Origin of the sequence: Acinetobacter silvestris (assembly GCF_002135235.1) — a bacterium.
GTDB classification, from domain to species: Bacteria; Pseudomonadota; Gammaproteobacteria; order Pseudomonadales; family Moraxellaceae; genus Acinetobacter; species Acinetobacter silvestris.
The window spans coordinates 454,366-477,442 of the sequence record NZ_NEGB01000001.1; the positions used below are offsets into that span (position 1 = coordinate 454,366).

31 protein-coding genes and 1 pseudogene are annotated in these 23,077 nt (G+C 41.1%); 7 read left to right on the top strand and 25 right to left on the bottom strand.

Going from position 1 to position 23,077, the window contains the following annotated elements:
- Positions 1-14: 14 nt before the first annotated feature.
- The 22 genes and pseudogenes from rplO to B9T28_RS02285 form a co-directional block, all read right to left on the bottom strand.
- Positions 15-455 carry a 50S ribosomal protein L15 gene (gene rplO, locus B9T28_RS02180; protein WP_086202309.1) on the bottom strand — a complete coding sequence of 147 codons (441 nt, stop codon included), beginning with the start codon at positions 453-455 and terminating at the stop codon, positions 15-17.
- A 3-nt stretch (positions 456-458) separates the two neighbouring features.
- The gene (gene rpmD, locus B9T28_RS02185) at positions 459-635 is read right to left on the bottom strand and encodes a 50S ribosomal protein L30 (RefSeq protein ID WP_086202310.1); all 177 of its coding nucleotides are present in this window, start codon (positions 633-635) and stop codon (positions 459-461) included.
- 6 nt (positions 636-641) lie between these two features.
- The gene (gene rpsE, locus B9T28_RS02190; RefSeq protein ID WP_086202311.1) at positions 642-1,139 is read right to left on the bottom strand and encodes a 30S ribosomal protein S5; all 498 of its coding nucleotides are present in this window, start codon (positions 1,137-1,139) and stop codon (positions 642-644) included.
- Positions 1,140-1,141: 2 nt separating this feature from the next.
- Positions 1,142-1,492, bottom strand: a complete 351-nt coding sequence (gene rplR, locus B9T28_RS02195) for a 50S ribosomal protein L18 (RefSeq protein ID WP_086202312.1) — start codon at positions 1,490-1,492, stop codon at positions 1,142-1,144.
- Between the two features lie 14 nt (positions 1,493-1,506).
- Positions 1,507-2,040 carry a 50S ribosomal protein L6 gene (rplF, locus tag B9T28_RS02200; RefSeq protein ID WP_086202313.1) on the bottom strand — a complete coding sequence of 178 codons (534 nt, stop codon included), beginning with the start codon at positions 2,038-2,040 and terminating at the stop codon, positions 1,507-1,509.
- Positions 2,041-2,053: 13 nt separating this feature from the next.
- Complete coding sequence (gene rpsH / locus B9T28_RS02205; RefSeq protein WP_086202314.1) at positions 2,054-2,449, bottom strand: 30S ribosomal protein S8; 396 nt, start codon at positions 2,447-2,449, stop codon at positions 2,054-2,056.
- Between the two features lie 12 nt (positions 2,450-2,461).
- Positions 2,462-2,767 (bottom strand): 30S ribosomal protein S14, encoded by a 306-nt coding sequence (rpsN, locus tag B9T28_RS02210; protein ID WP_086202315.1) that lies wholly within the window; start codon positions 2,765-2,767, stop codon positions 2,462-2,464.
- A gap of 9 nt (positions 2,768-2,776) precedes the next feature.
- A complete protein-coding gene (gene rplE / locus B9T28_RS02215; protein ID WP_086202316.1) occupies positions 2,777-3,313 on the bottom strand; it encodes a 50S ribosomal protein L5 in 537 nt (178 codons plus the stop codon).
- A 15-nt stretch (positions 3,314-3,328) separates the two neighbouring features.
- Positions 3,329-3,646: a 50S ribosomal protein L24 gene (rplX, locus tag B9T28_RS02220; RefSeq protein WP_086202317.1), complete on the bottom strand. Its 318-nt coding sequence runs from the start codon at positions 3,644-3,646 to the stop codon at positions 3,329-3,331.
- An 11-nt stretch (positions 3,647-3,657) separates the two neighbouring features.
- Positions 3,658-4,026 (bottom strand): 50S ribosomal protein L14, encoded by a 369-nt coding sequence (rplN, locus tag B9T28_RS02225; protein WP_067762909.1) that lies wholly within the window; start codon positions 4,024-4,026, stop codon positions 3,658-3,660.
- Between the two features lie 91 nt (positions 4,027-4,117).
- Positions 4,118-4,375, bottom strand: a complete 258-nt coding sequence (gene rpsQ / locus B9T28_RS02230) for a 30S ribosomal protein S17 (protein ID WP_004725698.1) — start codon at positions 4,373-4,375, stop codon at positions 4,118-4,120.
- Positions 4,372-4,569 (bottom strand): 50S ribosomal protein L29, encoded by a 198-nt coding sequence (rpmC, locus tag B9T28_RS02235; RefSeq protein WP_086202318.1) that lies wholly within the window; start codon positions 4,567-4,569, stop codon positions 4,372-4,374. The genes rpsQ and rpmC overlap by 4 nt, the downstream gene beginning before the upstream one ends.
- On the bottom strand, positions 4,569-4,982 hold the full coding sequence (rplP, locus tag B9T28_RS02240; RefSeq protein ID WP_086202319.1) for a 50S ribosomal protein L16: 414 nt from the start codon (positions 4,980-4,982) through the stop codon (positions 4,569-4,571). The genes rpmC and rplP overlap by 1 nt, the downstream gene beginning before the upstream one ends.
- Positions 4,922-5,738: pseudogene (rpsC, locus tag B9T28_RS02245) on the bottom strand (30S ribosomal protein S3). The gene rplP and the pseudogene rpsC overlap by 61 nt, the downstream one beginning before the upstream one ends.
- 1 nt (position 5,739) lies before the next feature.
- Positions 5,740-6,069: a 50S ribosomal protein L22 gene (gene rplV / locus B9T28_RS02250; protein WP_086202321.1), complete on the bottom strand. Its 330-nt coding sequence runs from the start codon at positions 6,067-6,069 to the stop codon at positions 5,740-5,742.
- 9 nt (positions 6,070-6,078) lie between these two features.
- A complete protein-coding gene (rpsS, locus tag B9T28_RS02255) occupies positions 6,079-6,354 on the bottom strand; it encodes a 30S ribosomal protein S19 (RefSeq protein ID WP_004281508.1) in 276 nt (91 codons plus the stop codon).
- A 19-nt stretch (positions 6,355-6,373) separates the two neighbouring features.
- Complete coding sequence (gene rplB, locus B9T28_RS02260; protein ID WP_086202322.1) at positions 6,374-7,198, bottom strand: 50S ribosomal protein L2; 825 nt, start codon at positions 7,196-7,198, stop codon at positions 6,374-6,376.
- An 11-nt stretch (positions 7,199-7,209) separates the two neighbouring features.
- On the bottom strand, positions 7,210-7,530 hold the full coding sequence (gene rplW / locus B9T28_RS02265; RefSeq protein ID WP_086202323.1) for a 50S ribosomal protein L23: 321 nt from the start codon (positions 7,528-7,530) through the stop codon (positions 7,210-7,212).
- Entirely contained in the window at positions 7,527-8,129 is a 603-nt protein-coding gene (rplD, locus tag B9T28_RS02270) for a 50S ribosomal protein L4 (protein ID WP_086202324.1), read from the bottom strand. Before rplD ends, rplW begins: the two co-directional genes overlap by 4 nt.
- Positions 8,130-8,140: 11 nt before the next feature.
- Complete coding sequence (gene rplC, locus B9T28_RS02275) at positions 8,141-8,779, bottom strand: 50S ribosomal protein L3 (protein WP_086202325.1); 639 nt, start codon at positions 8,777-8,779, stop codon at positions 8,141-8,143.
- Positions 8,780-8,839: 60 nt separating this feature from the next.
- Positions 8,840-9,151 carry a 30S ribosomal protein S10 gene (rpsJ, locus tag B9T28_RS02280; protein WP_004725677.1) on the bottom strand — a complete coding sequence of 104 codons (312 nt, stop codon included), beginning with the start codon at positions 9,149-9,151 and terminating at the stop codon, positions 8,840-8,842.
- 273 nt (positions 9,152-9,424) lie between these two features.
- Positions 9,425-10,153 carry a type 1 glutamine amidotransferase gene (locus B9T28_RS02285; RefSeq protein WP_086202326.1) on the bottom strand — a complete coding sequence of 243 codons (729 nt, stop codon included), beginning with the start codon at positions 10,151-10,153 and terminating at the stop codon, positions 9,425-9,427.
- Positions 10,154-10,306: 153 nt separating this feature from the next.
- On the opposite strand from B9T28_RS02285, the gene B9T28_RS02290 reads away from it, so the two are divergent.
- The 6 genes from B9T28_RS02290 (at position 10,307) to B9T28_RS02315 (ending at position 16,938) form a co-directional block, all read left to right on the top strand.
- A complete protein-coding gene (locus tag B9T28_RS02290) occupies positions 10,307-11,509 on the top strand; it encodes a PLP-dependent transferase (protein ID WP_086202327.1) in 1,203 nt (400 codons plus the stop codon).
- A gap of 14 nt (positions 11,510-11,523) precedes the next feature.
- Positions 11,524-13,041 (top strand): helicase HerA-like domain-containing protein, encoded by a 1,518-nt coding sequence (locus B9T28_RS02295; protein WP_086202328.1) that lies wholly within the window; start codon positions 11,524-11,526, stop codon positions 13,039-13,041.
- Between the two features lie 149 nt (positions 13,042-13,190).
- On the top strand, positions 13,191-14,399 hold the full coding sequence (gene hmpA, locus B9T28_RS02300; RefSeq protein ID WP_086202329.1) for an NO-inducible flavohemoprotein: 1,209 nt from the start codon (positions 13,191-13,193) through the stop codon (positions 14,397-14,399).
- An 87-nt stretch (positions 14,400-14,486) separates the two neighbouring features.
- Positions 14,487-14,927 (top strand): RrF2 family transcriptional regulator, encoded by a 441-nt coding sequence (locus tag B9T28_RS02305; RefSeq protein WP_086202330.1) that lies wholly within the window; start codon positions 14,487-14,489, stop codon positions 14,925-14,927.
- Between the two features lie 89 nt (positions 14,928-15,016).
- The gene (gene yihA / locus B9T28_RS02310; RefSeq protein WP_086202331.1) at positions 15,017-15,850 is read left to right on the top strand and encodes a ribosome biogenesis GTP-binding protein YihA/YsxC; all 834 of its coding nucleotides are present in this window, start codon (positions 15,017-15,019) and stop codon (positions 15,848-15,850) included.
- Between the two features lie 143 nt (positions 15,851-15,993).
- Positions 15,994-16,938: a metal-dependent hydrolase gene (locus B9T28_RS02315; protein ID WP_086202332.1), complete on the top strand. Its 945-nt coding sequence runs from the start codon at positions 15,994-15,996 to the stop codon at positions 16,936-16,938.
- 93 nt (positions 16,939-17,031) lie between these two features.
- Here the strand turns inward: B9T28_RS02315 and B9T28_RS02320 are convergent, their stop codons facing one another.
- Both B9T28_RS02320 and B9T28_RS02325 read right to left on the bottom strand, forming a co-directional pair.
- Positions 17,032-18,276, bottom strand: coding sequence for a dicarboxylate/amino acid:cation symporter (locus B9T28_RS02320; protein WP_086202333.1), 1,245 nt, complete (start codon positions 18,274-18,276; stop codon positions 17,032-17,034).
- A gap of 134 nt (positions 18,277-18,410) precedes the next feature.
- Complete coding sequence (locus B9T28_RS02325; RefSeq protein WP_086202334.1) at positions 18,411-19,286, bottom strand: acyl-CoA thioesterase; 876 nt, start codon at positions 19,284-19,286, stop codon at positions 18,411-18,413.
- A 322-nt stretch (positions 19,287-19,608) separates the two neighbouring features.
- Between B9T28_RS02325 and plsB the strand changes: the two genes are divergently transcribed.
- Entirely contained in the window at positions 19,609-22,179 is a 2,571-nt protein-coding gene (gene plsB, locus B9T28_RS02330) for a glycerol-3-phosphate 1-O-acyltransferase PlsB (RefSeq protein ID WP_086202335.1), read from the top strand.
- A 64-nt stretch (positions 22,180-22,243) separates the two neighbouring features.
- On the opposite strand, the gene B9T28_RS02335 is transcribed toward plsB, so the two are convergent.
- The gene (locus tag B9T28_RS02335; protein ID WP_086202558.1) at positions 22,244-23,056 is read right to left on the bottom strand and encodes an NAD-dependent epimerase/dehydratase family protein; all 813 of its coding nucleotides are present in this window, start codon (positions 23,054-23,056) and stop codon (positions 22,244-22,246) included.
- Positions 23,057-23,077: the final 21 nt, after the last annotated feature.

Sequence of the window (23,077 nt, forward strand, 5' to 3'; positions counted from 1 at the left end):
ATAGTCACTCGCGATTACTCCTCGACTTTACCGCCAGCAGCTTCAACAGCAGCTTTAGCGCCTTTAGTCAATGCAACACCTTGGATAGTGAATGCACGAGTGATTTCACCAGAAAGAACGATACGAGCACGAATCATATCTTTACGTACTACGTTCGCAGCTTTTAAAGTTTCAAGAGAAACGATATCACCTTCAACTTTAGTCAGTTCAGACAAACGTACTTCAGCAGTTTTCAAAGCCAATTGGCTAGTGAAACCGAATTTAGGCAAACGACGATATAACGCAGTTTGACCGCCTTCGAAACCTGGACGTGTACCACCACTTTTACGTGAGTTTTGACCTTTGACACCACGGCCACCGGTCTTACCAACGCCAGAACCGATACCACGGCCTAAACGACGGCTGTCACGTTTTGCACCTTCAGCAGGTGCAAGCTCATTTAAACGCAGAGTCATGGCTTATTCCTCTACACTAACCATATAGTAAACTTTGTTGACCATACCACGATTAGAAGGTGTATCTAGAACTTCTACAGTATGACCAATACGACGCAGACCTAAACCTTGTAGGCAAAGTTTGTGATTTTTCAAACGATGCGAAGCAGATTTAGTCTGGGTAACTTTAATCGTTTTCATGATTGATTACCCTTGAATTTGTGCTACTGAAAGACCACGTTTCGCAGCGACTTTCTCAGGAGAAGTCATATCACGCAAACCTTTAAAAGTTGCGTTAACTACGTTAGCAGCATTAGTAGAACCGTAACATTTAGCAAGTACGTTATGTACACCAGCAGCCTCTAGAACAGCGCGCATAGCGCCACCAGCAATTACGCCAGTACCTTCAGAAGCAGGTTGCATATACACACGGCTTGCACCATGACGAGCATTCACAGGGTGTTGCAGAGTAGTACCTGCAAGATCAACTGTAATCATGTTGCGACGAGCAGCTTCAAGTGCTTTAGAAATAGCAGCTGGAACTTCACGTGCTTTACCACGACCAAAACCTACACGACCATTACCATCACCAACCACAGTCAATGCTGTGAAAGAGAAGATACGACCACCCTTAACAACTTTGGCTACACGATCAACGGCAACCAGTTTCTCAACGAAACCTTCGTTTTGTTCAACTTTAGCCATGATTAGAACTCCAAGCCGTTTTCACGAGCAGCATCAGCCAAGGCTTTGATACGACCATGATATTTGAAACCAGAACGGTCAAATGCAACTTTAGTAACACCAGCTGCTTTCGCACGCTCTGCGACTAATGCACCAACTTTAGTTGCTGCATCAACGTTACCTGTAGTACCACTACGCAAAGATGCATCTAAAGTAGAAGCTTGCGCTAATACTTTGCCACCATCGGCTGAAATAACTTGCGCATAGATGTGACGCGGCGTGCGGTTTACACACAAACGAGTCGCACCCAATGCACGGATGTGCAAGCGTGTGCTTTTCGCACGACGCAAACGGGTTTGTTTCTTTTCGTTCATAAGAACCTCGCGCCTTATTTCTTCTTAGCTTCTTTACGAAGAACAACTTCATCCGAATAACGAACACCTTTACCTTTATAAGGCTCAGGTTTACGATATGAACGGATATCTGCAGCTACTTGACCCAACACATGTTTGCTTGCTGATTTCAAAATGATTTCAGTAGCAGTTGGAGTTTCAGCAGTTACGCCTTCAGGAAGTTTGTATTCGATTGGGTGTGAAAAACCAAGGTTAAGGTTGACAGTATCACCTTTAACCGCAGCTTTATAACCGACACCAATAAGTTGTAACTTACGTTCGAAACCTTCGCTAACACCTTTTACAAGGTTATTTAAAACAGCGCGAGCAGTACCAGCTTGCATCCAAGCGTCTTTCGACTCTTTAACTGGAGCAAGTTGAAGTGTACCTTCTTCCTGTTTAAGCTCGACCAGCGCATGCAGGTTGAAAGACAATGTACCTTTGCTGCCTTTCACTTCGACCTGCCGGCCGTTCTGAGTAACTGTTACACCATTAGGTACAGTTACTGGGGCTTTAGCCACACGAGACATGAGGAATCACCTATTAAGAAACAAAAGCAATAACTTCACCACCGATGCCTGCAGCACGTGCAGCGCGATCAGTCATGATGCCTTTGCTTGTAGAAACAATTGCAACACCTAAACCTTGCTTAACGCTCGGTAGCTTATCTTTACCGCGATACTGACGTAGACCTGGACGGCTTACGCGTTTCACAGTTTCAATAACTGGTTTGCCTTCAAAATATTTTAAAGTAATCGTTAATGTAGGTTTGCCTTCATTAGCAGCCACTTCTACACTAGAGATATAACCTTCTTGTTGAAGTACGTTTGCAATTGCAACTTTCAACTTAGAATTCGGCATAGAAACTGTTTGTTTTTTAGCCGTTTGTGCGTTACGAACACGTGTTAGCATGTCGGCAACGGTATCTTGCATACTCATTATAGTCGCTCCTTACCAGCTTGCCTTAACAACGCCAGGTACATCACCTTGCATTACTGTTTCACGTAATTTGTTACGGCTTAGACCGAACTTACGGAAATAACCGTGAGGACGACCAGTTAAACCACAACGGTTACGAAGACGTACCGGTGATGCATTACGCGGCAATGCTTGAAACTTCATCATCGCTTCAAAACGCTCTTCTTCGCTAGCATTTACATTTGCAATCGTTGCTTTTAATTCAGCACGTTTTGCAGCAAATTTAGCAACAGTAGCTTCGCGTTTTAACTCGCGATTAATCATACTTTTCTTAGCCATATCGACCTCTTATTTGAACGGGAAGCCGAATGCACGCATAAGCGCACGGCCTTCGTCATCGGTGCGAGCAGTCGTAGTAATGGTAATATCCATACCACGAATACGATCAATCTTATCGAAATCGATTTCAGGGAACATGATTTGTTCCTTTAAACCCATCGAATAGTTACCACGACCATCAAATGATTTCGATGAGAAACCACGGAAGTCACGGATACGAGGGATTGCGATCGCGATCAAACGGTCTAAGAATTCGTACATTTGGTCGCCACGTAAAGTAACTTTACAACCAATTGGCCAACCATCACGGATTTTAAAACCAGCGATTGATTTGCGCGCAAGTGTAAGTACTGGTTTTTGACCAGCAATTGCTTGCATGTCCGATAATGCGCCGTCTAATAATTTCTTATCAGCAGAAGCCGCACCAACACCCATATTAATGGTGATTTTAGTAATGCGTGGAATTTGCATTACATTCTCAAGAGCTAAAGTTTCTTTCAACTGAGCTTTGAGTTCTTCGTTATAACGTGTTCTAAGTCTGGCCATCGCCGTTTCAACCTATTACTTCGCTACCGCCACTGATTCACCATTTGACTTAAGAACGCGAGTTTTCACGCCTTCAATCACTTGGTAACCAACACGGTCAGCCTTTTGGGTTGTAGCATTAAAAATCGCCACATTCGAGATATGAAGCGAAGCTTCCTGAGTAACAATACCGCCTTCAGCGCCAGTTACTTTATTCGGCTTTTGATGCTTCTTCACTAAATTAAGGCCTTCAACCTTAACTCGGTCATTAGAAACCGACAGAACAGTACCCTGTTTGCCTTTTTCTTTACCTGCGATCACAATTACTTGATCGCCTTTTCTAATCTTAGCCATGATTGCCTCTATTATAGAACTTCAGGAGCCAATGAAATGATTTTCATGAACTGTTCAGTACGAAGTTCACGAGTCACTGGTCCAAAAATACGAGTTGCAATCGGCGCTTTGTTCGTGTTCAAAATAACTGCAGCATTATCATCGAAACGGATCACTGAACCGTCCGGACGACGAATACCGAATTTAGTGCGAACTACAACTGCATTCATCACGTCACCTTTTTTAACACGGCCACGTGGGATTGCTTCTTTTACAGTAACTTTAATAATATCGCCAACAGAAGCATAACGACGGTGCGATCCACCAAGTACTTTAATACATTGTACGCGGCGAGCACCACTGTTGTCTGCTACGTCGAGCATACTTTCGGTTTGAATCATTGCCCTACTCCAAAACCGAGCAACACCGGTCGCAATTTCAAGGGCTCAAAGAGTACTCGAAATTGACCGATGATGCAACAAGAACGTCTAATTACTCAGCAGCTGCTTCAATAACTTCAACCAAAGTCCATGCTTTAGTTTTAGAAATTGGGCGGCTTTCTTTAATGGTTACAACATCGCCAGTTTTAGCGGTGTTATTCTCATCATGAGCGTGTAATTTTGTTGAACGGCGGATTGATTTGCCATACAACGGGTGTTGAACGCGGCGTTCAATAAGAACAACAATAGACTTGTCCATTTTGTCACTTACGACTTTGCCAGTTAACGTGCGAACTGTTTGCTCACTCATTGTCCGTTCCCCTGTTTTTCGGTAAGGAGGGTCTTAATACGAGCAATAGTCTTACGAGTAAGTGCAACTTCGTGCGATTTACCCAATTGACCAGTTGATTTTGCCATACGAAGACGGAATTGGTTTAACTGTTGCTCATCAAGCAAAGTTGTCAACTCTTCTACCGATTTTTCACGTAGATCTTTAGTATTCATTACATTACCGTCCGAGTCACGATAGTGGTTTTAAACGGAAGTTTAGCAGCCGCTAGCGCAAACGCTTCACGTGCTAATTCTTCGCTCACACCTTCCATTTCGTACAGGATCTTACCTGGTTTGATTTCACAAACCCAATATTCCACAGAACCTTTACCTTTACCCATACGCACTTCAAGAGGCTTTTGAGTAATTGGCTTGTCTGGGAATACACGGATAAAGATTTTACCACCACGTTTAACACGACGGCTAATAGTACGACGCGCAGCCTCAATTTGACGCGCAGTCATACGACCACGTTCAAGTGATTTAAGTGCGATGGTACCAAAAGATACTGTGCTACCGCGATGTGCTAGACCAGTGTTACGGCCTTTCTGCATCTTACGGAATTTAGTACGTTTAGGTTGCAACATGGATTATTCTCCTTTTTCAGCAGAACGATCATTGCGACGACCACGACGCTCCTGACCTTCACCACGACCGCGACCGCGTTTAGCTGGACGTTCTTCAGCAGGAGCAGGGTTCATGACTTGTTTCATGCCACCTAAGATCTCACCACGGAATACCCAAACTTTAACACCAATCGTACCGTAAGTTGTTTCAGCACGTACAGATGAGTAGTCGATGTCTGCACGAAGTGTATGCAAAGGTACACGACCTTCACGATACCACTCAGTACGAGCAATCTCAGCACCACCTAAACGACCAGAAACTTCAACTTTGATACCTTTAGCACCAGAGCGCATCGAGTTTTGTACCGCACGCTTCATAGCACGACGGAACATTACACGTTTCTCTAATTGAGAAGCAATTGCTTCAGCAACTAAACGAGCGTCTAAATCTGGGCGATCGATTTCGCTGATACTTACTTGCGCTGGAATACCCATAATTTGAGTAAGTTCACGCTGTAATTTCTCAATATCTTCGCCTTTTTTACCGATTACGATACCTGGACGAGCAGTGCTAATAGTTACTTTAGCAGCACCTGTAGGACGTTCGATAAGAATATTGCTGATCATCGCATTTTTAAGTTTTTTATTCAAAAACTCACGAACTTGAAGATCTTTAAGCAAATATTCAGCGTATTGTTTCGGACTCGCATACCAGTTAGCGTTATGACGTTTCACAACACCTAGGCGGATACCGATTGGATGAACCTTCTGACCCATATCAAACCCCTACCTTAACGGTGATGTGACAAGTACGCTTAGTAATACGATCTGCACGGCCTTTAGCACGTGGCATAATACGCTTAAGGCTAGTGCCTTCATCAACGTAAATCGTAGAAACTTTAAGGTCGTCTACATCTAAACTGTTATTATGTTCAGCGTTTGCAATAGCAGATTCCAAAGCTTTTTTCACTATCGCCGCAGCTTTTTTATTGCTGAAGTTTAAGATATTAAGCGCGTGAGCAATAGACTTGCCACGGATTAGATCTGCAACCAAACGTGCTTTTTGTGCCGAGATAGCGGCACCGCGTAATTTAGCAGTAACTTCCATCATAGCACCTTAACGTTTAGATTTCTTGTCAACACCGTGACCACGATAGGTACGAGTTGGCGCGAATTCACCGAGTTTATGACCAACCATATGTTCAGATACAATTACCGGAACATGGTTACGACCATTATGGACAGAAATTGTTAAACCAACAAAATCCGGGAGGATCATCGAACGACGCGACCAAGTTTTGATCGGCTTACGGTTATTAGCCGCGATAGCCGCTTCAACCTTAGCGAACAAGTGCGCATCGACGAATGGGCCTTTTTTCAGAGAACGAGGCATTGTCAGATTCCTTTACTTGTTACTTAACGCGACGGTCGCGAATAATCATCTTAGTCGTACGCTTATTGGTACGTGTCTTGTACCCTTTAGCTTTTTGACCCCATGGGCTTACAGGTTGAATACCTTTATTACGCCCTTCACCACCACCATGTGGATGGTCAACTGGGTTCATTGCCATACCACGTACGGTAGGACGAATGCCACGCCAGCGAGATGCACCTGCTTTACCAAGTGAACGAAGGTTGCTTTCTTGGTTAGAAACTTCACCAAGAACTGCACGGCATTCAACGTGAATTTTACGCATTTCGCCAGAACGTAGACGAACAATAGCGTAAGAACCGTCACGACCCAACAACTGAACCGAAGTACCAGCTGAACGAGCTAACTGCGCGCCTTTACCGATTTTAAGTTCGATGTTGTGAAGAGTAGAACCAATAGGCATGTTACGAAGTGGTAAGCAGTTACCTGGACGAATTGGAGCATCGTTACCAGATTGTACTTTATCACCAGCACGCAAGCCTTTAGCTGCAATGATATAACGACGCTCACCATCAGCATACAAAACTAAAGCAATGTGTGCAGTACGGTTAGGATCGTATTCAATACGCTCTACAGTGGCTGGAATGCCATCTTTATTACGCTTGAAGTCAATAAGACGGTAGTTTTGTTTATGACCACCACCAACATGACGAGTTGTAATGTGACCGTTATTGTTACGACCACCAGTACGTTTTTTAGCTTCAACCAACGGAGAGTACGGTGCGCCTTTGTGAAGATGGTCGTGAACGACTTTCTCTACAAAGCGACGTCCTGGAGACGTTGGCTTACATTTTTGAATAGGCATAAATTTCGTCCTTATTCCGCTGCGCTTTCAGCGGTATCGCCCAAGTCAGCCATTTCAACATCTTGGCCAGCTTTCAGGGTGACGTATGCTTTTTTAACATCAGAACGACGTCCTAATGTTTTACCAAAGCGTTTAGTCTTACCTTTAGTGATCGTTGTGTTAACTTTAACAACTTCCACACCAAAGAGTTGCTCAACTGCTTTTTTGATTTCAAGTTTGTTTGCATCAAGTGCAACTTTAAAAACTTGAACACCAGCAGCCTCACCTAAAGCTTGAGCTTTTTCTGAAAATACAGGCCCTTTTAGGATTTGATAGATACGTTCGTTGTTCATCCGAGTTCTACCTCAATTTTCTTAGCAGCAGCAACTGACATAACAACTTTATCGAACGCAATCAAACCTACTGGATCAATTGCAGCAGCATCAACCACATTTACATGCGGAAGGTTGCGAGCAGCAAGATACAGATTTTCATCTACAGCTTCTGTAACGATTAATGCGCGAGTAGCGTTCAAGTCGTTAAGCTTAGCAAGCAATTCTTTAGTTTTTGGCGCTGTAACAGCAAAATCTTCAACTAAAATAAGGCGATCTTGGCGAACAAGTTCAGCTAAGATACATTGCATTGCACCGCGGTACATTTTACGGTTAACTTTTTGAGACCAATCTTGTGGACGAGCAGCAAAAGTCTTACCACCACCAACCCAGATTGGGCTACGAATAGAGCCAGCACGTGCACGGCCAGTACCTTTTTGACGGAATGGTTTACGACCACCGCCAGATACATCACCACGTGATTTTTGAGCTTTAGAACCTTGACGACCACCAGCTAAATAAGCTGTAACAACTTGGTGTACAAGAGCTTCATTAAACTCACGCCCGAAAGCAACTTCAGACAATTCAACAGCAGAGCCGGAAACAGTATTTAAATTCACGTTATTTCCCCTCAGGCCTTGATCGTAGGACGAACGATAACGTCGCCACCAGTAGCACCAGGAATCGCACCCTTAACAACTAGAATCGAACGCTCTAGGTCAATAGATACAACTTCAAGACCTTGTACTGTTACGCGTTCAGCACCTAAATGGCCAGCCATTTTTTTGCCTTTGAACACGCGACCAGGAGTCTGGTTTTGACCTGTAGAACCTAAAGAACGGTGAGATAGTGAGTTACCGTGTGTTGCATCTTGCGTACGGAAATTCCAACGCTTAACACCACCTTGAAAACCTTTACCTTTTGATTGACCAGTTACGTCAACAACTTGACCAACTGTGAACAAATCAACACCGATAGTTCCACCAACTTCACGACCTTCAAGATCAGCTTCTGTTGCACGAAATTCACTAACTAGACGACCAGCAGCAACACCCGCTTTAGCGAAATGACCTTTCTGAGCGTTAGTTACGCGAGATTCGCGACGTTCACCAGTAGTGATTTGAAGCGCTTGATAACCATCAGTTTCAAGCGTTTTGATTTGAGTGATGCGGTTAGGGTCAACCTCAATCACTGTAACAGGCACAGAGACACCAGCATCTGTAAAGATACGTGTCATACCGCACTTGCGACCGACTAAACCAATAGCCATGTGCATAAACCTCTAAAAAAGCGGCTTAATTAACTTAAGAGCGTTAATTAACCGAAAGCCTTAACCCAATGCGATCTGAACATCAACACCAGCTGCAAGATCTAACTTCATCAACGCATCAACAGTTTTGTCTGTTGGTTGAACGATATCAATCAAGCGCTTATAAGTGCGGATTTCATACTGATCACGCGCATCTTTGTTTACATGCGGTGAAGTAAGAACGTTGAAGCGTTCGATGCGAGTAGGCATCGGGATTGGACCACACACTTGTGCTCCAGTACGCTTAGCGGTTTCTACGATCTCTTGAGAAGATTGATCAATCAGACGATGATCAAAAGACTTAAGACGGATACGAATTCTCTGGTTAGACATACCAGTTAACTCCAAGCCAAATATATAAAGAATCACCTCTGACGCATCTCACCCTATAAAAAGTAAGTGTCAAAGGCAGTGAAAATCACTAAGGTCATGATCGATGCCACGACTGTCACGATATCTAAATGACTTTCTTCGCCATTTAGACCCTCCTATTGAAGGGTCGCTCATTATAACAATCGTTTAACTGTTAAGCAAACTTATTTCTACCTTTTTACATTATTTCTTAATCTTTACTGTTATCAATATACTCAGCAAACACCTCATATATTAAGCCCTTAATACATAGTCAATCGCTCGATGAAGCATCTGATTTCCAGCAGTGAATCGTTGCTTTTGAGTCTGCCTCAATAAAGGAAGCTGTTGGGCAGCACACTCATGAAAACTATTCAGCTCCTCTTCATGCTTTATAAACAAACTTAATCCTTCGGGGGTAATTTCTGGATGAAATTGAAAGCCTAAAACATTTTTTCCAATCTGATAGATTTGATTCAGACACGCTTTACTTTCCGCAAGCCTGATTGCCCCCTTAGGTAGCTCCAAGGTTTCATGATGCCATTGCATGACCTCTAAATCATTCGGCAACGGAAAAGTCGTATCATCGATATGTACAGTTTTATGGACAGCACTCCATCCCAATTCTGGAATAGGATTTTTAGTAATACGCGCCCCCAAAGCATTCGCAATTAACTGAGCCCCCAAACATAGCCCTATGGCAGGCTTTTGTGACGCAAGATAACGGCGAATCCATCTTTTTTCTATTTTTAACCACGGAAAGTTAGCTTCATCATTCACACTCATGGCTCCCCCCATAATAATCAGCAAGTCCACGTCCGCGATATTTGGCAATGCATCTATATCAATATTCAACTCTTTGGGCAGTGCAAAAAATTCCGTGGCGCTTATTTCTCCCCCCATCGCCTTTAAGTAGGGATAACAACTTCCAAATCCTTCTCCAGCGATATGTTGAAAATAATGCACCTTTAATTTTTTCATTATTTAGACCTTGTTTTATTGATATAGGTAAAACTTTGCAAAAATAAAGCCAACATTGGTTTGATTGATAAATATTCACAATTTTATGCTTTGCCTTCACCTAAGATTATGCTTAGTTTATAAAATTACTCCCTACTGAATATTTTGAGTTATTTTGTGAAAAAACATCCGCAAACCAATCTAGTCCACGCACCACGCAAAGCACCACAATATATTTCAACTGTTCAACCTCCAGTATTTCGCGCCTCTACCATTATTTTTAAAAATACCGATGCGCTCTTTAATCGACACTGGACAGATGCTTATGATTATAGTTACGGCACCCATGGCACACCAACCACATTTACGTTAGCTGACAATATTGCTCAAATTGAAGGTGGTGATTATTGCCTACTTTGTCCAAGTGGATTGTCTGCCATCAACTTAGTTAATTCTTGCTTTTTAAGTCATGGTGATGAGGTTTGGGTCGCTGATAATACTTATGGTCCCAATATGGAGCATTTACGTAACTTAGAAACGCGCTATGGGATTGTCGTTAAAGTATACAACCCCATAGATGCGAATACATTTCAACCTTCAGCGCAAACTAAACTTATTTGGTTAGAAGCTGCTGGATCAGTCACTTTAGAATTTCCTGATTTAATCAATTTAGTTAAAAAAGCTAAACAAGCCAATGTTTTAACAGCCTTAGACAATACTTGGGGTGCAGGCTTAGCTTTTAATGCTTTTGATTTCAGCTCTGAACATTTAAGCGTTGATTTAACAATCCATGCACTGACTAAATATCCAAGTGGTGGTGGTGATATTTTAATGGGTTCTGTCGTCACCCAAGACAAAAAACTCCAGCAACAACTGTTTCGTATGCATGCGATCCAAGGCATTGCGATTTCTGGCGATGATGCCGCACAAATCCAGCGCAGTTTGGCATCTATGCACATTCGTTATACCCAACAATCCAACAGTGCTTTAACCCTATTACATTGGTTAAACAAACAAGTAGAATTTGCACAAGTCTTACACCCTGCCAATGAATTATCTGCGGGGCATCATTACTGGAACGATGTTTGCAAAGAGAACCTGAGCGCAGGCCTAGTCAGCGTTATTTTTAAACCTAAATATACCATGCAAGACATCAGGAAATTTTGTGATGCATTGCAATTGTTTAAATTGGGTTTTAGCTGGGGAGGACCCATCAGCTTAGTCATGCTTTATGATTTAACCACTATGCGTGCATTAGAACATACACATTTACAACAAGGTTTATTGGTTCGCTTTTGTATAGGGCTAGAACATCCGGCAGATTTAATTCAAGATATAGAAAACGCATTAAAACAACTGCAAATAAAAATACCAAACTAAGAATAGGAAATGATATGGGCTCACCAATTATTATTGCTAAAAAAACCTCAGACCGAACTCAAGATATCGTTTTGTACCCACAGTTTGCCAATCGTCACGGTTTAATTGCAGGTGCAACAGGTACAGGTAAAACCATTACCTTAAAAGTACTGGCCGAAAGTTTTTCTCGAATTGGTGTACCGGTATTTTTAGCCGATGCGAAAGGTGATGTTTCCAGCATCGCCAAAGCAGGTTCAAGCAATCCTAAATTTGACGAGCGCATTCAAAGTTTAGGAATTGATCACATTCCTTTTGCCGCTGCACCCACCATTTTTTGGGATTTATTTGGTCAGCAAGGACACCCCATCCGAACCACTATTTCAGAAATTGGCCCATTGCTTTTAGCGCAAATGCTGAATTTAAATGATACCCAAGAAGGCGTACTGTCTGCCGTCTTTCGTGTAGCAGATGATCAGGGGTTATTACTCATTGATTTTAAGGACTTAAAAGCCATGCTCACCTATGTGAGTGAGCATACATCGGAGTTAAAGGCAGAATATGGCAACCTATCCCCTGCAAGTTTAGGTGCGATTCAACGTAATTTATTGGCTTTAGGTGACCAAGGTGCTGATCAATTTTTTGGTGAACCGAGTTTAAATATTCTAGATTTTATTCAGACAGATACTCAAGGGCATGGCTATATCAACTTACTTGCAGCCGATAAACTCATGAATACCCCTAAACTCTATGCAACTTTTTTACTCTGGATGCTTTCTGAATTATTTGAAAAATTACCAGAAGTTGGGGACTTAGATAAACCTAAATTAGTATTCTTCTTTGATGAAGCTCATTTACTGTTTGATAATGCTAGCCCCGCTCTGCAAGAAAAAATCCAACAAGTAGTGCGCTTAATTCGCTCTAAAGGTGTTGGCATTTATTTTATTACACAAAGCCCACTGGATATTCCTGAAAACGTTTTAGGACAATTAGGAAATCGAATACAACATGCTTTACGCGCTTTCACCCCTAAAGATCAAAAAGCAGTAAAAACGGCAGCCGATACATTTCGTAGCAATCCTGAATTGAAAGTAGATCAGGCAATTACTGAGCTGGCGGTTGGAGAAGCCCTGATTAGTTGCTTAGATGAACAAGGTACGCCACAAATTGTAGAGCGTGGCTGGGTAATGCCACCCTATTCATCATTCAATCCGATTAGCTCTGAAGAACGCCACACTATAATGGCACAAAGTATCTTAGCAGGTGCCTACGAACAGGCCGTTGATCGAGAAAGTGCATATGAAATGCTGCAACGTAAAATAACTGAAAGCGAACAACAGCAGAATACTGCGCAAATAGCTTTAGAACAAAGCAAAGAACAAGAACGCCAATTAAGAGCTCAACAAAAAGAAGAAGAACGTACAGCACGTGAAAGAGCCAAACTAACACAAGATATCGTAGGAACATTTGCAAAAAGTGCAGCACGTAGCTTAGGTGGACCTACGGGACAAAAACTTATCCGTGGGCTACTCGGCTCTCTTTTTGGAGGAAAATAACCCCCTCTTCCCTATCAAGATTTTTAAAATTATGAGATATTGAATTATTCCATAATTTTTTTATGGTTTTTTATAAAGTGTATTTACAACGCACCCTATAAAATGTATTGTAAATACACCTTATAAATAACAGCCATGAGAGATCTGCCATGACTCCACAGCAAATTGACCTTGTAAAAGCAACAGTTCCTGTTCTTCGCGAAAATGGTGTAGCACTTACCGGTTATTTTTATAACCGCATGCTCGGCAATAATCCTGAATTAAAAGAAACCTTTAATATGGGGCATCAACGTAGTGGTGCACAGGCTCAAGCCTTGGCTGGTGCTGTTTTAGCATATGCTGAAAATATTGAAGACCCTTCTGTACTTTTGCCTGTGGTTGAACTGATTGCCCATAAACATGTCAGTCTGAATATTCAAGCACCTGATTACAACATTGTCGGTGAAAACCTATTACATTCAATTAGTGAAGTATTAACTATTTCGATGGAAGATCCATTAATTGACGCATGGGCTGCAGCTTATGGGCAACTGGCCGATCTATTTATCAGTACTGAAAAAGCGATTTATGAACAGCACCAACAAACTCAAGGCAGCTGGTTAGGCTGGCGTAAATTTAAAATCGCTAAAAAAGTGAATGAAAGCGAAGAAATTACCTCTTTCTATCTTGCACCAGTCGATGGTGGTGCATTACCTAAATATGAAGCGGGTCAATATATTTCAGTGCGCGTATTTGTTGAAGCATTAGGCTTAAAACAACCACGTCAATACACGCTATCGACAAGTCCACAAGCAGACTATTTACGTATTTCAGTTAAACGTGAAGATGAAAAAGGTGATTTGGCAAGTGGTTGGGTATCAAATACTTTACATGGCTTAGCTGAAGGTTCAGAAATTGAAGTGTCTGCTCCAACAGGTAACTTCTACCTGATTGATAGTAGCAAACGTAATGTCTTCATTAGTGCGGGTGTAGGTTTAACCCCAATGATTGCAATGCTTAACCAATTGGTGACTTTAGACATGCCTCAACCGGCTAGCTTTATTCATGCATGTCGCAGTAGCCAAGTACATGCGATGAAACAACATATTCTAGAGCAAAAAACTAAATTCCCACGTCTCAGCACATTTACAGCTTATGAGTTCCCACATAGCGGTGATGTTATAGGTGAGGACTATGATGTGGCTGGTCGTTTAGACTTAGCAACAATGGATGCTGCTTTACTTCCTGTAAATGCAGATTACTACTTATGTGGTCCAATGCCATTCATGGCAGAACAGCAAAAAGCTTTGGTCGAGCGTGGTATTCCTGCTGAAAACATTCACAGTGAAGCGTTTGGCACAGGTGGCGTTCATCACTAATCTGCTCCACCCACATTAAATAAAGAGAGGGTTAGTCTTGTTATGCTAGACTAACCCTAATTTTTTACCTTAAACACCCGTATTATCATGCAGCTAAATAAATTTACTGATTATGCTCTGCGTATTTTAATGTATATCTCACAACCCAAAGACACCCCTTATACCATTGCAGAAATTGCGAAAGACTTGCATGTTTCGCAAAATCACTTAGTCAAAATTGTCCATTTCATGGCAAAACAAAACTGGCTGATTACCTCGCGTGGTAAAGGTGGCGGTATTCGCTTGAATCCTGAAACTGCAAATATTGGGCTTGGACTCCTCGTCCGAACACTGCAAGGGGATGCTCCCATTGTTGAATGTAATACCCCACCCTGCGTATTTAGACGTGATTGTGGCTTAAAAAGTATTCTCGATGATGCAATGACTCAGTTTTACCAACATCTAGATCATTATACCGTTGCCAATGTAATCCAAAACTCTTCGTCTCAAGACCACAATCCAACATTCATTGAGCTAATTAATCTTTAAACTTTACAGAGCTTTTTTGCACAAAGTTCGCTTGAATAACCGACTTCCTTTATAATGTATTTCGTAGATCATTTTATTGAAGTTGAATTATGCATCGCAGCAGTGGTAAGTCAAAAAATACCAAGGTGGCTCACGCCCCAAAGCAAAAAATTAGTTATGTGAAAAAAGTTGACTCTGCGATTACAGAATATTCAGTTTCATCTTTAAATTGGTTACACAGCGCTGAATTTCTGATGAGTGCGCCAAAGCTTGATCTTTGTGTTGAAGATACTGGTTATGAAATTGCATTTGCTGGACGTTCAAACGCAGGTAAATCAAGTGCAATTAACACTATGACCAATCAAAAACAATTGGCACGTGCTTCAAAAAGACCTGGTCGTACCCAAATGATCAACTTTTTTAGCTTAGGCAATCCTGATCAACGCCTAGTCGATTTACCCGGTTATGGTTATGCAGCCGTACCTGAAGCGATGAAACTGGTTTGGCAGAAAGAACTCGAAAGCTATCTAATTCACCGCCAAAGCTTACAAGGCTTAGTGTTATTGATGGACATTCGCCATCCTTTACAACATTTCGATGTCATGATGTTGCAATGGGCATATTCGCGCCAACTCTTTGTTCATGTACTTTTAACCAAAGCAGATAAGCTCAATCGCGGTCCTGCCAGTAAAGTTCTTTTAGACGTCCAAAACCAATTGAAGCAAATGAAGCTCAACTTCTCTATTCAATTGTTTTCTTCTTTAAACAAAATCGGCTTAGAAGAGTTAGCAAGTGTGATGGCGGGGCGTTTAAATTACACCCTCGAACAACCTTCTGCTTTTGACTTAGATGCTATTCCTGAAGCATCTGAACATCATGAATTTGAAACAGATGATTTAGAGATTGATATTCAAGATCAGGATGCATCACCAAAATCTGAGTAATTTTACCTACTTCACAGATTGTCCGACCAAAATCATCACCAATTGATATTCGAATGTCCTAAATTGCTAATAGTAATTTAGGACATTTTTTTATACTAAAAATATAACGCTCAAAATGATATCAAAACAATTAGGATACTGTGATGAAATTACTTTCTCGATTAAAAAACAGTAAGATTGGATCGTCTATTCAATATCATATTCAACCACGTAAAGTTAAATTTGATTGGAAAGAAACGCCTGTAGACTGGATTCCAAACCAACCCTTTATTAGCTATTTTATTAATGAAATTAATATGATTTTGCCAGCCGGCGAATTTTGGTTTTGCCGTTTATACAATAAGGTTTTACCGCAAATTACGGATGAAAAATTAAAAGAAGACGTGCGTGCTTTCATTCGCCAAGAAGCCATGCATGCTCAAGCACATAGCTCTGCCAATAAAGAATATTTAACCGTTCGCCATATTGATATCCAGCGTAATCTGGATGTCATGGATTTCTTATTTGGTAAAGTTTTGGCCGACCAACCTCTCGGTCTAACTGTGCCAAAAGTTTTAGATCATCAGTGGGATTTGTTCCGCTTAGGCATTGTCGCAACTGTTGAACATATGACCTGCGTACTGGGTAAATATGTACTTTACAATAAATACTGGGAAGAACTGGGGGCTGATATCAACATGTTGGACTTGGTCAAATGGCATGGTGCTGAAGAAATAGAACATCGCTCTGTGGCATTCGATTTATACCGCCATTTAGGTGGTGGCTATATCTCACGCTACTATCAAAGTGTCATTGTGATTGCCGCAGTACTCGGTTTATGGGTGGATGGTGCAGCACATATTATGAAACAAGACCCACGCTTCAAAGCACAAAAACCAGCGGTATATAAACCATGGATCTGGCGCGAATGGTATGATATTTCTCAAAAAGACAATCGTTTAATGCCAAATCCATTTTGGATAGTTTCACAACAATTGGGTTATTTAATGCCATGGTATGATCCTGTGCATGAAGCAAAAACTGAAGATGCCATTGCTTACTTAGATCAATCGCCAGCAGCCAAACGTGCGACATTAAAAGTAGCATAATAATTCAAGACCAAAAAAAAAGCGGAATATTCCGCTTTTTTTCTTATCTGTAGACTACCGCTTGAAAACAAAGAGACTCATAAACTCTGCATTTTAAGTTTCAGCACTTGCACCCATCTCTCGGGTATGTCGATCAACCACCACGCTAATCATCATATCCCCCTGCACATTCACGACAGTTCGCACAGTATCTAATAAGCGATCGATTGGTAACAGAATTGCAATCGCTTCAGCAGGTAAACCTACCGATTGCAAGACCATAATCATAGTCACCATACCCGCACTTGGAATACCCGGTGCACCAAGCGAAGCAATCATCGCTGTTAAGCAAACAATAATTTGCTGAGTGAATGAAAGTTCCAAGCCAATTAAATTCGCAATAAATAAAGCAGCAGCAGCTTCATAAAGTGCGGTTCCATCCATATTTAACTGTGAACCAAATGGCACCACAAAACCTGCAATTTGTGGCCTCACGCCAAGGTTTTCTTGTGCACATTTCAAACTTAAAGGTAAAGTTGCAGAACTCGAACTGGTCGCAAATGCCGTAATCAATGCTGCACGTGTCCCTTTAAAGAAAGTGATTGGATTCATTTTTCCAAAAATCCACAATAATAAAGGCAATACAACTGCACCATGAAAAATAGTGGTTCCCGTCACCACCACAGCAAACTCAGCCAAACGGCTTAATATAGAAAGATCTTCGGTTGCAATCAGTTTAGCCAATAATGCACAAATACCGAGTGGTGCCAGTTTCATCACCCAAGAAACCAGCATCATCATAATCTCAAAAAACTGACGAGAAATATTTCGAACCGTTTTAAAGCGCTCCCCCCCATGCACTAAAGTCAAACCTAAAAATAAAGCAAAAACCACGACAGCCAATACATTACCGTCACTAAAGGCCTTAAAGGGATTGATTAAGGTATTCTGAATAAAATTGGTTAAAAATGAACTTGGGGTTAAAGTTGCTGGACTCTGATGTTGCGCCATAGCTTCTTTAAATAAGCCAATATCCACGCCCTGCCCGACATGAAAAATATGGGCACATGCTAAACCCAATATTAACGCGAGTGTTGTGGTAGTCACGCAACATGCCAATGTTATTTTCCAGACACGACTTAATTGCCCGCCCGCTTCTAAGTTTGAAACCCCAACTACAATTGAACTAAAAATGAGTGGCACCAACAGCATTTTTAATAAACCAATAAAAATACTACTGGCAATCCCTAAAGCATAAAGACTCACCGTAAAAAATGGAGTCTCTGGAAATAAATTTAAAAGAAAACCAAATGCGACACCAATCACGGCTGCAATAAAAATTTGGGTATTTAAGCTCATCTTGACTTGCTTTTTCTAGTGTCCTATTTAGGCAACTATGACAGTTAGTTATTGAAGAATCGATCATTATTTTGTGACCAACGGAAAAAAGCCATCATTCATGATGGCTTTTTTCAATGCACAAATAAGAATAATTACTGGGTTTCTATTTCACGTAAACGCATCAAACCTTCTTGGGTGGTGCTACAGACCAACTCACCATTTTGCCACATGCGTCCGTAATTCAAGCCTCGTGAGCTGGCACTGACCGTTGCATCCATGTCATACAACATCCACTCATCGGCACGTACTGGTTTATGGAAATAAATGGCATGATCAATACTGGCGCACTGTAAACTTGGTGATAAATAGTTGACGCCATGTGGACGAAGCGCCGTCATCATCAAGGTGTAATCTGAATAAAATGCAATAATGGCTTGATGCAAAGAAACGTCATCTGCCAGTGCTTTCGGTAATTTCTCATGCGTCCGTAAATAATGCGCATAAGATGGTGCTTCAGGCTGCGGCTGGAATGGATTGGTCACATTAATAGGACGAATCTCAACCTGACGAGGTCGCATAAATGCAGTACGAATATTTTCCGGAACAAAGCTCACAAAATTCTCTTTCAGCTCTTGTTCCGCGACTAAATCCTCAACAGCTGGATATTCCGGTTCAGCAATTTGATAATTTAAGCCTTCCTCATAGCTTGCAAAAGATACCATCGCAGAGAAAATTGTTCGTCCATGCTGAATTGCACGAACTTGACGGCTCAGAAAACTTTTCCCATCGCGCAATTTTTCTACTTCATAAATGATTGGTGCATTAATATCACCTCCATACAAGAAGTATGCATGTAATGAATTTACTGGACGATCTGCAGTATATGATGCTGCTCGCAATGCTTGGCCTAGCACTTGCCCACCAAAAACACGCTTACCGACTAAATTGCGGCTTTGCCCACGAAAGATATGCTCTTCTAACTTTTCCAACGTTAAAAGTTCAACCAATTCTTTTGTTAAGTCATTCATATACAATCTATGCTCTTATATCTGCCCATGAGTAATATTCTAAATCCATATTTACATACAGATGTATACTTATTGAGATTTTTTCGCTCTTGATCAACATTCTGCCATAGAACCTTGAGTAAAAACTAAAATTTGATTGACTATAATGTCACTTCGCTTATTTGATATAATCAGTAAAAATACGATTTTTAACGATAAAATCTAACAATATCGATGCAATTTGTCAGAAAATGACATATTGTTCCGTGCTTATATAAAGGGCTGTAGACAAGAGTTCTCCCATTCACTGAAATGCGAGATTTGTCATTTGCTAGGAGTGTGTATGTCCAAGAGTGGCTTTGGTCAAATGTATCGTCGGTTTTCCAGTAAGCTACTTGACCTTGTGGTAACACCACATGTGCTCGGAGAGGTTCCGGCTGAAACCCAACTTTCAGAAAATCAAAATATAGATCAATCAAATAAGAAAGTGGTCTGCTACGTTTTACAAAACTATTCACGCAGCAACGCACTGGTGGTTGATGGTGAAACACGCCGCTTAAAGCTACCAGCAGCCTTAGACCCAATTCTGCTTGCTGAGCAAAAAGAAAAAGCCGCGGTACTCTTTTTACAGCATCAAGATGACACTCATTTACTTAGCCAAACTCCAAATGTACTTCCTCCACGTCTACTGCGTCTCATCGAATTTTTAGAGCAACATTCTGAATACGATATTGAATTGGTTCCAGTCACCGTGCTTTGGGGACGTTCTCCCGATAAAGAAGACTCTTGGTTTAAACTTCTATTTACCGATACTTGGGCAACACCAAGTAAAGTTAAACAGCTCATGAACATTGGCTTACATGGCCGGGAATCTTATTTAGAGTTTCATGAAGCACAATCTCTGCGAGCGCTCGTCAACTACGCCAAAGAACATCATCCTAATCTTTCCCCCGCAACCTATATTATTAGCGAACTGAATGAATATTTAGATCGCCAACGTGAAATTGTGCTAGGTCCTGACTTATCAGATCGCCGTAATGTGATGCAATCTTTAATTAAATCACAAGAAGTGCAAGATGCGATTCGCAAAGAAAGTATCCGCTCTAAAGTCAGCATGATTGAAGCCGAACGTCGAGCAATCGGCTTCGTGAATGAAATTGCATCTGATTATTCTGCTTCAGCCGTGCATTTTGCAGATAAAGCACTCACGCGCCTATGGACACAGCTCTATGATGGTGTAGAAGTTCATAATTTCAGTACTGTGCGTGAACTGGCCAAAGACTATGAAATTATCTATACCCCCTGTCATCGTAGTCATATCGATTATTTATTATTATCCTATGTCATTTATAAGCGTGGCTTAATGGTACCGTACATTGCAGCAGGTGATAACCTGAATATGCCATTTGTCGGTCAATTATTACGTGGCGGTGGGGCATTCTTTATTCGCCGCTCATTCCGCGGAAATGCACTATATACCTCTGTATTTAAAGAATATTTATATAGCATCTTATCTCGAAATACACCTTTAGAATACTTTATTGAAGGTGGCCGCTCACGTACAGGTCGCTTACTACCGCCGAAAACTGGCATGCTAGCAATGACCGTACATAGTCATTTACGTGACCGTGCTAAACCCATCGTTTTTATTCCAACCTATATTGGTTATGAACGCCTGATGGAAGGTGCAACCTACGTTGGCGAAATGAATGGTAAGCCGAAAGAAACTGAATCTATTTTTGGGATTTTACAAACCTTAAGAAAAATTGAGCGTATTTTTGGTAAAGTGCATGTCAATTTTGGTCAACCGGTATTCTTGGATGATGTGCTGAAAGAGCACAATGCAGACCAAATCAAAATTGAACGGAATGATGACCCAATTCCTCCTGAAGTGTCTAATACGGTTAACAGTGCAGCTAATACAATTTTAGAAAATATTAACCGCGCAGTAGTGATTAACCCTGTTTCTCTACTTTCGTTAATTTTACTGGCTACACCTAAACACACCTTAGACGAAAAAATTTGCATTAAGCAGCTAGATACCTATCGTAAGCTGGCTTCGGCACTTCCTTACGATGAGCGTAGTCAAATCACCCCGCTGTCAGGTAAAGAAATCATTGCTTATGGCATGAAATTAAAACTGATTAAACGGGTTCAACATGTACTCGGTGACATTATTGCGATTGAAGACAACCAAGCGATCTTACTCACTTACTTCCGCAACAACATTTTACATACCTTTGTTTTACCTTCTTTAATTGCTGCACTGGTAGAACATAATGGCAAAATTAAACATGCTGATTTAATCAACGTTATTCAGACCCTTTATCCATTCTTAAAAGCAGAATTGTTCTTAAAATGGAAAGAAGACGAACTAAAAGTGCAAATCTGCAAATATATTGAAGCCTTGGTTCAAGCCAAGTTAATTTCAATTGATGAAGATAATTTCTTACATAGCCCTGCACCCAATAGTGAAGAGCACAATCAACTTGTGGTTCTTGCCGCACCAGTCATGCAAAGTCTTGAGCGTTATTACATGACTTTGGCACTGATTACCCAACGCGGTTCTGGCAATATTTCAACCCATCAAGTTGAAATTCTGAGTCATTTACTGGGTCAGCGCTTGTCGGTGTTGTATGAGTTTAATTCACCTGAATTTTTTGATAAATCCTTATTCCAGAGCTTTATTAAAGTCCTGACCCAACAAGGCTATATCGATAAAAATGAAGAAGGTGCGATTATCTTTGATGAGAACTTCCGTAATGTCGCACAATATGCCAATTTAGTCTTGGATGATGTCACCTTGCAAATGCTGCAACACATTACTTCATTTACCGATGAAGAATTAAAAGAAGCACTCGATGCCGTGGCTGCACAACAAGCTAAAAAACGCTTAAAACGCAAGAAAAAATAATAGATCCAAACTCCCTTTTATCTAAAGGAAAGGGAGTTTTGGCTTAAATAGCTTCATCAAAAAATCACTGCAATAATGCTGCATAATCTTTAAAATAATCTTGATGTTGCAACTCAAATCCGCTCTCCAACATTCTTTTCGCAAAAATTTGTTTCCCCGACTCACGCTCACTTTGCACAACTAATTCAGGTAAATTTAGGTATCGCTGGAACCATTGAATCGTTTCATGTAATGCTGTTGGCCGATTATTGCTACAGATATAGGATTTTTCAAAATGTTCCACGTGAATCAAATAAGCTAAAAATCGTGCTAAATCCTCAATATGAATTCGATTTGACCAATGAATATTCGGGTACGTTTTTGTGGTTTCCGCAAGCTTAACCATTCGCGCCACAGAAGTGCCATAAATTCCTGTCGGTCTAACAATCACACATTCACATGGATAAGCCTGTTGCCATAACTGCTCCATTTTCAATAACAACTGCCCTTGCTCATCACTAGGAATAATTTCTGAATCATCATCGATGCATTCACCGTGATTTCTCCCATACACACGTGTTGAGGAAACGATAATAATGCGTTGTACAGGATGCTGCTGCAAAGCATTCACAATCGGTTGCACTGAATCCACATAAGTTTGCTGATAAGCATCTACTGAGCTTTGTGCCGTATCGCGTGATGGCGTAAGCAATACATAAACCACATCTATTGCTTGAGTTTTCGATAAATCAAGCTGATGAATATCCTGAATTAGATGCTGTGCAAAATCATCATCTTTAGAACTACGGCTGACTGTGGTAATTTGGTGGCCTTGCTGAAATAATTGTTTTGCAATACGCGCAGATGTTTTACCATAACCTATAAATAAAATATGCATTGTTACACCTGATGAATCAAC